The organism is Pseudomonas sp. 300 (assembly GCF_055803035.1).
In genome coordinates, this window is sequence record NZ_JAVLRV010000002.1 from 650,944 (window position 1) to 663,943 (window position 13,000).

Annotated in this window: 11 protein-coding genes; 3 read left to right on the forward strand and 8 right to left on the reverse strand. The window is 58.8% G+C overall.

Going from position 1 to position 13,000, the window contains the following annotated elements; genetic code table 11:
• Positions 1–28 precede the first annotated feature (28 nt).
• The 7 genes from Q7W83_RS09205 to Q7W83_RS09235 all read right to left on the reverse strand — a co-directional run bounded on the left by Q7W83_RS09205 (position 29) and on the right by Q7W83_RS09235 (position 7,894).
• A complete protein-coding gene (locus tag Q7W83_RS09205; RefSeq protein ID WP_150631136.1) occupies positions 29–454 on the reverse strand; it encodes a GNAT family N-acetyltransferase in 426 nt (141 codons plus the stop codon).
• Positions 447–1,616 (reverse strand): ribosomal protein uL16 3-hydroxylase, encoded by a 1,170-nt coding sequence (locus Q7W83_RS09210; protein WP_150631137.1) that lies wholly within the window; start codon positions 1,614–1,616, stop codon positions 447–449. The genes Q7W83_RS09205 and Q7W83_RS09210 overlap by 8 nt, the downstream gene beginning before the upstream one ends.
• An 86-nt stretch (positions 1,617–1,702) precedes the next feature.
• A complete protein-coding gene (gene purB, locus Q7W83_RS09215) occupies positions 1,703–3,073 on the reverse strand; it encodes an adenylosuccinate lyase (protein WP_017339599.1) in 1,371 nt (456 codons plus the stop codon).
• 127 nt (positions 3,074–3,200) lie between these two features.
• The gene (hflD, locus tag Q7W83_RS09220) at positions 3,201–3,824 is read right to left on the reverse strand and encodes a high frequency lysogenization protein HflD (RefSeq protein WP_150631138.1); all 624 of its coding nucleotides are present in this window, start codon (positions 3,822–3,824) and stop codon (positions 3,201–3,203) included.
• The gene (mnmA, locus tag Q7W83_RS09225) at positions 3,821–4,966 is read right to left on the reverse strand and encodes a tRNA 2-thiouridine(34) synthase MnmA (protein ID WP_150631139.1); all 1,146 of its coding nucleotides are present in this window, start codon (positions 4,964–4,966) and stop codon (positions 3,821–3,823) included. Before mnmA ends, hflD begins: the two co-directional genes overlap by 4 nt.
• A 59-nt stretch (positions 4,967–5,025) precedes the next feature.
• Positions 5,026–5,472, reverse strand: a complete 447-nt coding sequence (locus Q7W83_RS09230) for an NUDIX hydrolase (protein ID WP_150631140.1) — start codon at positions 5,470–5,472, stop codon at positions 5,026–5,028.
• 196 nt (positions 5,473–5,668) lie between these two features.
• Positions 5,669–7,894, reverse strand: a complete 2,226-nt coding sequence (locus Q7W83_RS09235) for an NADP-dependent isocitrate dehydrogenase (protein ID WP_150631141.1) — start codon at positions 7,892–7,894, stop codon at positions 5,669–5,671.
• A 494-nt stretch (positions 7,895–8,388) separates the two neighbouring features.
• Between Q7W83_RS09235 and icd the strand changes: the two genes are divergently transcribed.
• Positions 8,389–9,645, forward strand: coding sequence for an NADP-dependent isocitrate dehydrogenase (icd, locus tag Q7W83_RS09240; protein ID WP_017339594.1), 1,257 nt, complete (start codon positions 8,389–8,391; stop codon positions 9,643–9,645).
• Positions 9,646–9,707: 62 nt separating this feature from the next.
• Here the strand turns inward: icd and Q7W83_RS09245 are convergent, their stop codons facing one another.
• Positions 9,708–9,989, reverse strand: coding sequence for a cold shock domain-containing protein (locus tag Q7W83_RS09245; RefSeq protein ID WP_150631148.1), 282 nt, complete (start codon positions 9,987–9,989; stop codon positions 9,708–9,710).
• A gap of 225 nt (positions 9,990–10,214) precedes the next feature.
• Between Q7W83_RS09245 and clpS the strand changes: the two genes are divergently transcribed.
• Together clpS and clpA are read left to right on the forward strand one after the other, a co-directional pair.
• The gene (gene clpS, locus Q7W83_RS09250) at positions 10,215–10,598 is read left to right on the forward strand and encodes an ATP-dependent Clp protease adapter ClpS (RefSeq protein WP_034146919.1); all 384 of its coding nucleotides are present in this window, start codon (positions 10,215–10,217) and stop codon (positions 10,596–10,598) included.
• 30 nt (positions 10,599–10,628) lie between these two features.
• A complete protein-coding gene (clpA, locus tag Q7W83_RS09255) occupies positions 10,629–12,899 on the forward strand; it encodes an ATP-dependent Clp protease ATP-binding subunit ClpA (RefSeq protein ID WP_150631143.1) in 2,271 nt (756 codons plus the stop codon).
• Positions 12,900–13,000 lie beyond the last annotated feature (101 nt).

Sequence of the window (13,000 nt, forward strand, 5' to 3'; positions counted from 1 at the left end):
GTCTGCTCGCGATGGCCGCGCCGCGGTCTCAAGCCGAATGGCGCACCATGTCCACATGCGGAATCCCTGCTTCCAGGAATTCCTCACTGACCAGGCTGAAGCCCAGGCGCTCATAGAACGCCGTCGCCTGAACCTGCGCGCTCAGCATCTGCTGCTTCAAACCGCGCTTCTCGGCTTCACCGATCACCGCTTGCATCAGCGCATCGCCCACTTTCAAACCGCGCCAGTCTTTCAGCACCGACACCCGGCCAACGTGCCCGTCGGGCAGCAGGCGGGCGGTGCCAATTGGAAAGTCGCCTTCGAAGGCCAGAAAATGCACCGCCGTTGCGTCATCTGCATCCCATTCCAGCTCGGGCGGAACGGATTGCTCACCGATGAACACCGTCTCACGAATGCGCCGGATCTCGGCGTTGTCCTTTTGCCAGTCTGCGACACGTACGTGAATTTTACTCATCAGCAAACCCCAGGCTTCCTTGCTTGATCAGTTCGCACAGCAAGCCGCGACCGTCTTCGTCGCTCAACCATGCGCCGAGGTTGTCGATGTGCAGCGCATCGGCGGCGCAGATCATCTTCAGAAGATCACGCAGTTTGCCGGGCAGATAACGGCTCTGGCCGCTGGCGAACAACAGCAGGTCGTCATCGACTTCGGACCAGGCCAGGCGTGCGCTCGGATTGCGGATCAGTATGGCGCCTTGCTCCAGGCTGGCGAGCAGGTCTTCTTCTTCGATCTCTTCCGGGCCGACGACCAGTTCCGGGTAGCGCGGTTCGGTCATGAACTGGCCGAACCAGGTCAGTAGCAGGCGCTCGTCGCTCATGTGCTCGGCCAGCAGGCTTTTCAAGCGATCAAGGGCGTCGTGCTGGATCTGATGCGGGTCGGCCGCAGGCAGGACATCGGCGTCGGTATAACGCTCTTCATCTGTCAGGAACTGGCTGAGGAAATCGGTGAAGTGGGTCAGCACTTCAGCAGCGCTCGGCGCCCGGAAACCTACCGAATAGGTCAGGCAGTCATCGACGGCCACGCCGCAGTGAGCCAGGCGCGGCGGCAGGTAGAGCATGTCGCCCGGTTCCAGAACCCACTCATCGGTAGCTTCGAAATCAGCGAGGATGCGCAGGTCTGCGTGTTGCAGCAGCGGGCTTTCGGAGGTGCACATCTGGCCGATTTTCCAGTTGCGCTTGCCGTGACCTTGCAACAGGAACACATCGTAGTTATCGAAATGCGGACCCACGCTGCCGCCTGGAGCGGCGAAGCTGATCATCACGTCGTCGATGCGCCAGCTCGGCAGGAAGCGGAACTGTTCCAGCAGTTCGCTGACTTCCGGCACGAATTGGTCAACCGCTTGTACCAGCAGGGTCCATTCGGTTTCCGGCAGCTTGCTGAATTCGTCTTCGGCAAACGGGCCGCGGCGCAATTCCCAAGGACGCTCGCCGTGCTCGATGATCAGGCGCGATTCAACTTCTTCTTCCAGCGCCAGGCCGGCCAGTTCGTCGGCGTCGATCGGGCTTTCGAAATCAGGAATCGCCTGACGGATCAGCAGGGGTTTTTTCTGCCAGTAGTCACGCAGGAATTCGCGCGCCGTGATGCCGCCCAGAAGTTGAAGAGGAATATCAGGATTCATGTGTAACCTATTGAAAAAAAGCACTTTTCAGACGGGAATAAAAACGCCCGGCGCTGCCGGGCGTCTCAAACGGGTGCAGCGGTCGATCAGATGCGCTTGGCTTGCTCTACAGCGTTGCCGATGTAGTTCGCCGGGGTGAGCAGTTTCAGCTCGGCCTTGGCGGCGGCGGGCATGTCCAGCCCGTCGATGAAAGTTTGCAGCGCTTCAGGGCTGATGCCCTTGCCACGGGTCAACTCTTTCAGCTTCTCGTACGGGTTTTCGATGTTGTAGCGACGCATCACGGTCTGGATCGGCTCTGCCAGGACTTCCCAGCAAGCATCGAGGTCGGCAGCGATTTTCTGCGCGTTGAGCTCGAGTTTGCTGATGCCTTTGAGGCTGGCTTCGTACGCGATCACGCTGTGGGCGAAGCCGACACCGAGGTTGCGCAGGACGGTGGAGTCGGTCAGGTCGCGCTGCCAGCGGGAGATCGGCAGCTTGCTCGCCAGATGCTGGAACAGTGCGTTGGCGATACCCAGGTTGCCTTCGGAGTTTTCGAAGTCGATCGGGTTGACCTTGTGCGGCATGGTCGACGAACCGATTTCGCCAGCGATGGTGCGCTGTTTGAAATAACCCAGGGAAATGTAGCCCCAGATGTCGCGGTCGAAGTCGATCAGGATGGTGTTGAAGCGGGCAATCGCGTCGAACAGCTCGGCAATGTAGTCGTGCGGTTCGATCTGCGTGGTGTACGGGTTGAAGCCAAGGCCCAGCTCGTCTTCGATGAAGGCGCGGGCGTTTTCTTCCCAGTCGATCTCAGGGTAGGCCGAGAGGTGAGCGTTGTAGTTGCCCACGGCGCCGTTGATCTTGCCCAGCAGCGGAACGGCAGCGACCTGAGCGATTTGACGCTCCAGGCGGTAAACCACGTTCGCCAGCTCTTTGCCCAGGGTGGTCGGCGAGGCCGGTTGACCGTGGGTGCGCGACAGCATCGGCACGTCAGCGAAACGGATCGCCAGTTCGCGGATGGCTTCGGCGGTCTGGCGCATCAGTGGCAGCATCACGTCATCACGGCCTTCACGCAGCATCAGGGCGTGGGACAGGTTGTTGATGTCCTCGCTGGTGCAGGCAAAGTGGATGAATTCGCTGACAGCAGCCAGTTCCGGCAGCTTGGCCGCTTGCTCTTTGAGCAGGTATTCGATGGCTTTGACGTCGTGGTTGGTGGTGCGCTCGATCTCTTTGACGCGCTCGGCGTGCTCCAGAGAGAAGTTTTCCGCCAGGGTGTTCAGCACAGCGTTGGCTTCGGCGGAGAACGCCGGCACTTCGCTGATGGCAGGGTGAGCGGCCAGACGCTGGAGCCAGCGCACTTCAACCAGAACGCGAGCACGGATCAGACCGTATTCGCTGAAAATTGGGCGCAGGGCCTGGGTTTTGCCGGCGTAGCGGCCGTCAACAGGGGAAACCGCAGTGAGCGAAGAAAGCTGCATGGGGTGTTCTCGGACAGTCGGGCAACGAAATGGGGCGCGTATCATACATGAAAAAATCCGCCGGTCCGTTGCCAACTGACCAGCGTATTACGCGTTACTGACTACAAAACGGTGTTGCGGGCGCGGTTCAGCTGCTGCGCATCAGTGGGTAAAGCTCTTTGAGCAACTTGCGACGACTGACCACCAACTGCCAGCGATGACCGCCCAACTGCCGCCACAGGCGCGCCGAACGAATCCCCGCCAGCAACAGCGCGCGGATCTTCGAGGCGTTGCTTGGTTGCTGCAGGTTGCGCATGTCGCCGTGGACCTGAATCCGTTGGCGCAAGGTGCTCAGGGTGTCCTGGTACAACGCGCCGCAGGCTGCGATCACGTTTTCGTGGGCCGGGCCGAAGTGCTCGACCTGAGATTGAATCTGCGGCAGGCGCTTGCCGATCACGTCGAGCATGTCGCCACGCTTGGCCAGTTGGCGCTCCAGCCCGAGCATTGCCAGGGCGTAGCGCAGCGGTTCGCGCTGCAGGGTGCTCGGGTCGCGTTCAAGGGCGCCGATCAGCGCGCGATAACCTTCGCGCAGATTGATGTCGTCGCCGCCGTAGACTTCCAGCGTGTCCTTGGGGTCGCGAATCAGCAGGCTGCCGAGCATGCACGTCAGGCCGGCTTCGCTTGTCTGGCCGGTCTTGGCGATCTTGTCGACAAGGACGGCGGCGAGAAATACGCCGCCCAGCGCCGTCAGTTGCTCCTGAGTCGGGCTCATTGTGGCTGGCCTGTGGACGTGCTTTTGCTGGTCCACGGCTCTGCCACTTCGATCACGCCGCCGCCGAGGCAGATTTCACCGTCATAGAAGACCACGGACTGGCCCGGGGTGACCGCGCGTTGCGGGTCATCGAAGGTCGCGCGGTAGCCGGTGGCGGTTTTCTCCAGCGTGCACGGCTGGTCGCTTTGGCGATAACGCACTTTGGCGGTCAGCTTGCGCGGCTCGCTCAGGTCGATCGGGTTGACCCAATAGATGTCCGAGGCGAGCAGGGCGCGGGAGAACAGGTAAGGGTGGTCATTGCCCTGGCCAACGATCAACTCGTTGTGTTCCAGGTCCTTGATCAGCACGTACCACGGCTCGTCACCAGCGTCTTTCAAACCGCCGATGCCCAACCCCTGACGCTGGCCGATGGTGTGGTACATCAAGCCGTGGTGACGGCCGATGACTTCACCTTCGGTGGTCTTGATTTCGCCCGGTTGCGCCGGCAGGTACTGCTTGAGGAAGTCACTGAAACGGCGCTCGCCGATAAAGCAGATCCCGGTGGAATCCTTTTTCTTCGCGGTGGCCAGGTCGTGTTTCTCGGCAATCGCGCGCACTTCGGGCTTCTCCAGCTCGCCGACCGGGAACAGGGTCTTGGCGATCTGTTCACCGCCGACGGCATGCAGGAAGTAACTCTGGTCCTTGTTCGGGTCCAGACCCTTGAGCAGTTCGGTGCGGCCATCGATGTCGCGGCGGCGCACGTAGTGACCGGTGGCGATCAGGTCGGCGCCAAGCACCATGGCGTAGTCGAGGAACGCCTTGAACTTGATTTCGCGGTTGCAGAGGATGTCCGGGTTTGGCGTGCGACCGGCCTTGTATTCGGCCAGGAAGTGCTCGAACACGTTGTCCCAGTACTCGGCGGCGAAGTTGGCGGTGTGCAGCTTGATGCCAATCTTGTCGCACACGGCCTGGGCGTCCGCCAGGTCATCCATGGCGGTGCAGTATTCCGTTCCATCGTCTTCTTCCCAGTTCTTCATGAACAGGCCTTCCACCTCATAACCCTGCTCGATCAGCAGGAGAGCGGAAACGGAAGAGTCCACGCCGCCGGACATACCGACAATGACGCGCTTCTTTTGTGTGTCAGAAGGGGCTGGATCACGCATAGGGATTCAATGAGTGTCTTGAAAAAGGACGCGATTCTAACAGGCCGAAGCCCGCAAGGCTAAAGAGAAGGGCGGATCAGTTCGAGACTGAAGTGAAAGCCTGCCAGATAATCATCGATACAGCGGATGATCAGCTCACTGCGCCAGTTTGCGCGCTGTTCCAGCAGTTCGTCACGTGTCAGCCATTTTGCGCCGACAATGCCGTCGTCCAGCGGGTAGTCGGGGTGATGCTTGAGCGGTTTTGCACTGAAGCAGACCCGCTGGTAGGTCACGCCGTTGCTGGGGGCGGTGTAGAGGTAAATACCCACCACGCCGGTCGCCTCGACGTCCCAACCGGTTTCCTCGAGGGTTTCGCGGACGGCGGCTTCGATCAGGGTTTCGTTCGGGTCGAGGTGGCCGGCAGGCTGATTGAGTACCGTTCGTCCGTGCTTGGTTTCTTCGACCATCAGGAAACGACCGTTGTCTTCGACAATGGTGGCGACGGTGATGTGGGGTTTCCAGTCCATGAAGCTTCCTCAAATTCAAAGGTTGAAACACTATCCCTGTGGGAGCTGGCCTGCCAGCGATTGCGATGAGTCAGTCACCATCAATGTTGAATGATAAGCCGCTATCGCTGGCAGGCCAGCTCCCACAGGGTTTTGCGTTGTCTTCAAAAACAGAAACCCCGGCACGGGGCCGGGGCTTCTTTGCATCCTTACAACCTTAAACCAGCGCAGCGATCGCGGCGTTGAAAGTGTTGCTCGGGCGCATGGCCTTGCTGATCAGCTCGGCATTGGCGTGGTAGTAACCGCCGATGTCCACTGGCTTGCCCTGAACGGCGTTGAGCTCGGCAACGATGGTTGCTTCGTTCTCGGTCAGGTTTTTTGCCAGTTCGCCGAACTGCGCTTGCAGTGCAGCATCTTCAGTCTGGGCAGCCAGGGCTTGTGCCCAGTACAGCGCCAGGTAGAAGTGGCTGCCGCGGTTGTCGATGTTACCGACTTTGCGCGATGGCGACTTGTTGTTGTCCAGGAACTGGCCAGTGGCCTGGTCCAGGGTCTTGGCCAGAACCAGCGCTTTAGGGTTGTTATAGGTAACACCCAGGTGTTCAAGGGAAGCGGCCAGGGCCAGGAACTCGCCCAGGGAATCCCAGCGCAGGAAGTTCTCTTCCAGCAGCTGTTGAACGTGCTTCGGTGCCGAGCCGCCAGCGCCGGTTTCGAACAGACCGCCGCCATTCATCAGCGGAACGATCGACAGCATCTTGGCGCTGGTGCCCAGTTCCATGATGGGGAACAGGTCGGTCAGGTAGTCACGCAGTACGTTGCCGGTCACCGAGATGGTGTCCTTGCCTGCGCGAGTACGGTCCAGAGTGAACTTCATCGCGTCGACTGGCGCCATGATCTGGATGTCCAGGCCGGCAGTGTCGTGATCCTTCAGGTAAGCCTGAACTTTCTCGATCACCACGCCGTCGTGAGCGCGCATAGGGTCCAGCCAGAAGATCGCCGGAGTGCTGCTGGCACGAGCACGGTTAACGGCCAGTTTGACCCAGTCCTGGATCGGCGCGTCTTTGGTCTGGCACATGCGGAAGATGTCGCCGGCTTCAACCGATTGCTCCAGCAGCAGGCTGCCTTTGCTGTCGATCACGCGGACTACGCCGTTGGTCTTGATCTGGAAGGTCTTGTCGTGCGAGCCGTACTCTTCGGCTTTTTTCGCCATCAGGCCAACGTTTGGCACGCTGCCCATGGTGGTTGGATCGAAAGCGCCGTGCAGCTTGCAGTCTTCGATCACCGCCTGGTAGATGGTGGCGTAGCAGCGATCCGGGATCACAGCCTTGGTGTCGTGCAGCTGACCGTCAGTGCCCCACATTTTGCCGGAGTCGCGGATCATCGCCGGCATCGAGGCGTCGACGATCACGTCGCTTGGCACGTGCAGGTTGGTGATGCCTTTGTCGGAGTTGACCATGGCCAACGACGGACGAACGGCGTAGACCGCCTGGATGTCCGCTTCGATCTGCGCTTGTTGCTCGGCAGGCAAAGCCTTGATGCGAGCGTACAGATCGCCAATGCCGTTGTTCAGGTTGAAGCCGATCTGCGCCAGCACGTCAGCGTGCTTGGCCAGTGCATCTTTATAGAACTCGGCAACGATCTGGCCGAACATGATCGGGTCGGAGACCTTCATCATGGTGGCTTTCAGGTGAACCGACAGCAGTACGCCCTTGGCTTTGGCGTCTTCGATTTCGGCAGCAATGAAGCTGCGCAGAGCGTTTTTGCTCAAGACCGCGCAATCGAGGATCTCACCGGCTTGCACGGTGGTCTTTTCTTTCAGGACGGTGGTGGTGCCGTCTTGAGCGATCAATTCGATTTTGACAGCGTCAGCGGCGTCGATCAGGGCAGCTTTTTCGCTGCCGTAGAAATCACCGGTGCTCATGTGCGCGACGTGGGACTTGGAGTCCGCAGCCCAGGCGCCCATTTTGTGCGGGTGCTTGCGTGCGTAGTTCTTGACCGACAGTGGTGCGCGACGATCGGAGTTGCCTTCGCGCAGAACCGGGTTCACGGCGCTGCCCTTGATCTTGTCGTAACGCGACTTGGTTTCTTTGTCGGCGTCGCTGGTCACGGTTTCCGGGTAGTCCGGCAGTGCGAAGCCCTGGGCTTGCAGCTCTTTGATCGCGGCCTGCAGTTGCGGAACCGAAGCACTGATGTTCGGCAGCTTGATGATGTTGGCTTCAGGCGTAACGGCCAGGTCGCCCAGTTCGGCGAGGTGGTCGGCTACGGCTTTGTCACCCAATTGCTCGGGGAAGCTGGCCAGGATGCGCCCTGCAAGAGAGATATCGCGGGTTTCAACGGCGATATCAGCCGAAGCGGTGAACGCTTCTACGATAGGCAACAGTGAATAGGTGGCGAGGGCTGGGGCTTCGTCGGTGAAGGTATAGATGATCTTCGAGCGGGTGGGCATATTCGGATTAACTCTCTCTTCTTTGCTAAAGCGTGCGCAGAAACTCGAGGGGCGCCGGGTAAGCGCGTTCGTTCAAAGTCATCCATGAGCCGAATGTCGAGGTTTGTGCGCGGTGATGTTGGGTGCATCAGTCGAGCGTCAAGCGGGTGGACTGCGGTAACAGTCCTGCTTTTTCAGGTCCAAAGTCTCGTGCTAGAGAGGTCGGCCATCGTGACTCTGTGGTCAGCGGGCGGCATTATACATAGGTAGCTGGCAATCTGCCGATGGTTCACACACAACGATTCTCGTCCATTGGTCTAAAGGTCGCAGGGGCGCGTGGGGCGTAGAGTCTTGCACCGTGCTTGAGTTTGGCGCTTTTCCCTTTGCTTTCAGGCTTGTACGTCGCGAACTGTGCAGCTTTGCGGCAGATGGATGGAACATAGGGTTTGCGTGCCGATTTAACTGGGGTACGCTCGAACGAAGCCAGATGTTCAATCCAAACAATGGAGTTCAGCATGGGATACAAGAAGATTCAGGTTCCAGCAGTCGGCGACAAAATCACCGTCAACGCGGACCATTCTCTCAATGTTCCTAACAACCCGATCATCCCCTTCATCGAAGGCGATGGTATTGGGGTTGATATCAGCCCGGTCATGATCAAGGTTGTCGATGCTGCTGTTAAGAAGGCTTACGGCGGCGAGCGCAAAATTTCCTGGATGGAAGTCTACGCCGGGGAAAAAGCGACTCAGGTTTACGATCAGGACACCTGGCTGCCTCAGGAAACCCTGGACGCAGTCAAGGATTACGTGGTTTCCATCAAGGGCCCTCTGACCACTCCGGTCGGCGGCGGCATCCGTTCCCTGAACGTGGCCCTGCGTCAGCAACTCGACCTTTATGTCTGCCTGCGCCCGGTGCGTTGGTTCGAAGGCGTGCCTAGCCCGGTCAAGAAGCCTGGCGACGTCGACATGACGATCTTCCGTGAGAACTCGGAAGACATCTACGCCGGTATCGAGTGGAAGGCCGGTTCGCCGGAAGCGACCAAAGTCATCAAGTTCCTTAAAGATGAAATGGGCGTCACCAAGATCCGTTTCGACGAAAACTGCGGTATCGGCATCAAGCCGGTTTCGCTGCAAGGCACCAAGCGTCTGGCGCGCAAGGCCCTGCAGTATGTGGTCGACAACGACCGCGACTCGCTGACCATCGTGCACAAAGGCAACATCATGAAGTTCACCGAAGGTGCCTTCAAGGAATGGGCCTACGAAGTGGCGGCTGAAGAGTTTGGCGCGACCCTGCTCGACGGCGGGCCTTGGATGCAGTTCAAGAACCCGAAAACCGGCAAGAACGTCATCGTCAAGGACGCCATCGCCGACGCCATGCTCCAGCAGATCCTGCTGCGCCCGGCCGAATACGATGTGATTGCGACCCTGAACCTGAACGGCGACTACCTCTCCGACGCCCTGGCGGCGGAAGTGGGCGGTATCGGTATCGCGCCGGGTGCCAACCTGTCCGACACCATCGCCATGTTCGAAGCGACCCACGGTACTGCGCCGAAATACGCCGGCAAGGACCAGGTCAACCCGGGTTCGCTGATTCTGTCCGCAGAAATGATGCTGCGTCACATGGGCTGGACCGAAGCCGCGGACCTGATCATCAAGGGCACCAACGGCGCGATCTCCGCGAAGACCGTGACCTATGACTTCGAACGTCTGATGGAGGGCGCGAAACTGGTGTCTTCTTCCGGCTTTGGTGATGCACTGATTTCGCATATGTAAGCGAGTCGGCACAAAAAAAACCGCCTTAGGGCGGTTTTTTTATGACGAGATGATCGGTCGCGTCAGTTCGACACGGTGTCTTGCCGGGTGGCGGGCGAGGTGTGTTCGTTCGCAACGGTCGCAGACGTAATTTTCACTGCGTGCAGGCCTTTGGGGCCCTGAACGATTTCAAAGTTGACGGCTTGTCCAGCCTTGAGGGTTTTGTAGCCATCCATGTCAATGGCCGAATAGTGGGCAAAAAAATCGATTTCCTTGCCATCCTCGTCACGGCCTTCTCTGGTGTCGGTGTTAATGAAACCGAACCCTTTGGCGTTGTTGAACCATTTCACCTTACCGACAGCCATGCTCATATCCCTCTGCAACAGACTCCATCACTGGAGTATCATCCCGTACATCCGCAGTCAGATCCTGTAAATAAGATTGACTCCGCGGACCTTTTTTACCCACTGTGGGCTCTATTGGTTGTAACACCGTTTTGCCGATAGTCAAGGTGACCAGGCAGTCGGTGTTGAAATCGTTCATAACCGTCCCCACTACTGTATTCGCACAACTGACGAACCTTTCTTTCCATGCATGCAATCAGCCAGATTCGACTAACATTCAATCAGGATCGCCCGACTCTCCAGAAAGACCACCCGGAGGAACACGACGACGATTCCGCAGGCATTGCTGTTCAGGAGGCGAAGCCTGCTTTACAGGCACCGCCGATGTACAAGGTGGTTTTGTTCAATGATGACTACACACCGATGGATTTCGTCGTCGAAGTGCTCGAGGTGTTTTTTAACCTGAATCGCGAGCTGGCGACCAAGGTCATGCTGGCCGTCCACACAGAAGGACGGGCAGTATGTGGAGTGTTTACCCGCGACATTGCCGAGACCAAGGCCATGCAGGTCAACCAGTACGCCAGGGAAAGCCAGCATCCGCTACTCTGTGAAATCGAGAAGGACGGTTAATCGCCGACCACTTGGGTATGAGGTGAAGCTATGTTAAACCGCGAGCTCGAAGTCACCCTCAATCTTGCCTTCAAGGAGGCCCGTTCGAAGCGTCATGAGTTCATGACCGTCGAACATCTCCTGCTGGCCCTATTGGATAATGAGGCTGCCGCCACTGTTTTGCGTGCCTGCGGCGCAAACCTCGACAAACTCAAGCATGATCTGCAGGAGTTCATCGACTCCACTACGCCGTTGATTCCCGTCCATGACGAGGATCGCGAGACCCAGCCAACCCTGGGCTTTCAACGTGTCCTGCAGCGTGCTGTTTTCCACGTACAGAGCTCGGGCAAACGCGAAGTGACTGGCGCCAACGTGCTGGTTGCGATCTTCAGTGAGCAAGAGAGTCAGGCAGTGTTCCTGCTGAAACAGCAGAGCGTTGCGCGCATCGATGTCGTCAACTACATCGCCCACGGCATTTCCAAAGTGCCGGGGCATGGCGATCACTCTGAAGGTGAGCAAGATATGCAGGACGACGAGGGCGGTGAGTCTTCTTCTTCAGGCAATCCTCTGGATGCTTATGCCAGCAACCTCAACGAACTTGCGCGTCAGGGTCGTATCGATCCGTTAGTAGGCCGTGAGCTCGAAGTCGAGCGTGTCGCGCAGATCCTGGCGCGTCGTCGCAAAAACAATCCGCTGCTGGTGGGCGAGGCGGGCGTGGGTAAAACCGCGATTGCCGAAGGCCTTGCCAAACGTATTGTCGACAACCAGGTGCCGGACCTGCTGGCCAACAGCGTGGTGTATTCCCTTGATCTGGGGGCCTTGCTGGCCGGGACCAAATACCGTGGCGATTTCGAGAAGCGCTTCAAGGCGTTGCTCAATGAGCTGAAAAAACGTCCGCAGGCGATCCTGTTCATCGACGAGATCCACACCATCATCGGTGCGGGTGCCGCGTCCGGTGGCGTCATGGATGCCTCGAACCTGCTGAAACCGCTGCTGTCGTCCGGTGATATCCGTTGCATCGGTTCGACCACATTCCAGGAATTCCGCGGGATCTTCGAGAAGGACCGTGCCTTGGCACGACGCTTCCAGAAGGTCGATGTGTCGGAGCCGTCGGTGGAAGACACCATCGGTATCCTGCGTGGCCTGAAAGGGCGTTTCGAAGCGCACCACGGCATCGAATACAGCGATGAAGCGTTGCGTGCGGCTGCCGAACTGGCTTCGCGTTACATCAACGACCGGCACATGCCGGACAAAGCCATCGACGTGATCGACGAGGCGGGCGCCTACCAGCGTCTGCAGCCGATCGAGAAGCGCGTGAAACGCATCGAAGTGCCTCAGGTCGAGGACATCGTCGCGAAAATCGCGCGGATTCCGCCAAAACACGTCACCAGTTCCGACAAAGAGCTGCTGCGTAACCTTGAGCGTGACCTGAAGCTGACGGTTTTTGGTCAGGATGCCGCAATCGACTCGCTGTCGACCGCGATCAAACTGTCCCGTGCCGGCCTCAAGTCGCCTGACAAGCCTGTCGGCTCGTTCCTGTTCGCAGGCCCGACCGGTGTCGGTAAAACCGAAGCGGCGCGTCAGTTGGCCAAGGCGTTGGGTATCGAACTGGTTCGCTTCGACATGTCCGAATACATGGAGCGCCACACCGTATCGCGTCTGATCGGTGCACCTCCTGGCTATGTCGGGTTTGATCAGGGCGGTCTGCTGACCGAAGCCATCACCAAGCAGCCTCACTGCGTACTGTTGCTCGATGAGATCGAGAAGGCGCATCCGGAAGTCTTCAACCTGCTGCTGCAGGTGATGGACCACGGTACGCTGACCGATAACAACGGGCGCAAGGCGGACTTCCGTAACGTGATCGTCATCATGACGACCAACGCAGGTGCCGAGACCGCAGCCCGTGCTTCGATCGGTTTCACCCATCAGGACCACTCGTCCGATGCGATGGAAGTGATCAAGAAGAGCTTCACGCCCGAGTTCCGCAACCGTCTGGACACCATTATCCAGTTTGGTCGCCTCAGCCATGAGGTCATCAAAAGCGTGGTGGACAAGTTCCTTACCGAGCTTCAGGCGCAGCTGGAAGACAAGCGCGTGCAGCTGGAAGTGACCGACGCGGCGCGCAGCTGGCTGGCGGCGGGTGGCTACGATTCGGCAATGGGCGCTCGACCAATGGCGCGTTTGATCCAGGACAAGATCAAGCGTCCGCTGGCGGAGGAGATTCTCTTTGGCGAACTGGCCGACCATGGCGGCGTGGTACACATCGACCTGAAGGACGGCGAGTTGACCTTCGAGTTCGAAACCACGGCGGAAATGGCCTGACGTTAAATCGCAATAAAGCAGAAGGCGCCGAAAGGCGCCTTTTTGCTGTCTGGGGTTTGTACACCGCCCCCCTGTGGGAGCGAGCCTGCTCGCGATGGGCC

Excerpts from the sequence above, each read along its gene's own strand:
- Q7W83_RS09205 (WP_150631136.1), bottom strand. The coding sequence starts at position 454 with ATGAGTAAAATTCACGTACGTGTCGCAGACTGGCAAAAGGACAACGCC.
- Q7W83_RS09210 (WP_150631137.1), bottom strand. The coding sequence starts at position 1,616 with ATGAATCCTGATATTCCTCTTCAACTTCTGGGCGGCATCACGGCGCGC.
- purB (WP_017339599.1), bottom strand. The coding sequence starts at position 3,073 with ATGCAGCTTTCTTCGCTCACTGCGGTTTCCCCTGTTGACGGCCGCTAC.
- hflD (WP_150631138.1), bottom strand. The coding sequence starts at position 3,824 with ATGAGCCCGACTCAGGAGCAACTGACGGCGCTGGGCGGCGTATTTCTC.
- mnmA (WP_150631139.1), bottom strand. The coding sequence starts at position 4,966 with ATGCGTGATCCAGCCCCTTCTGACACACAAAAGAAGCGCGTCATTGTC.
- Q7W83_RS09230 (WP_150631140.1), bottom strand. The coding sequence starts at position 5,472 with ATGGACTGGAAACCCCACATCACCGTCGCCACCATTGTCGAAGACAAC.
- Q7W83_RS09235 (WP_150631141.1), bottom strand. The coding sequence starts at position 7,894 with ATGCCCACCCGCTCGAAGATCATCTATACCTTCACCGACGAAGCCCCA.
- icd (WP_017339594.1), top strand. The coding sequence starts at position 8,389 with ATGGGATACAAGAAGATTCAGGTTCCAGCAGTCGGCGACAAAATCACC.
- Q7W83_RS09245 (WP_150631148.1), bottom strand. The coding sequence starts at position 9,989 with ATGGCTGTCGGTAAGGTGAAATGGTTCAACAACGCCAAAGGGTTCGGT.
- clpS (WP_034146919.1), top strand. The coding sequence starts at position 10,215 with ATGCATGCAATCAGCCAGATTCGACTAACATTCAATCAGGATCGCCCG.
- clpA (WP_150631143.1), top strand. The coding sequence starts at position 10,629 with ATGTTAAACCGCGAGCTCGAAGTCACCCTCAATCTTGCCTTCAAGGAG.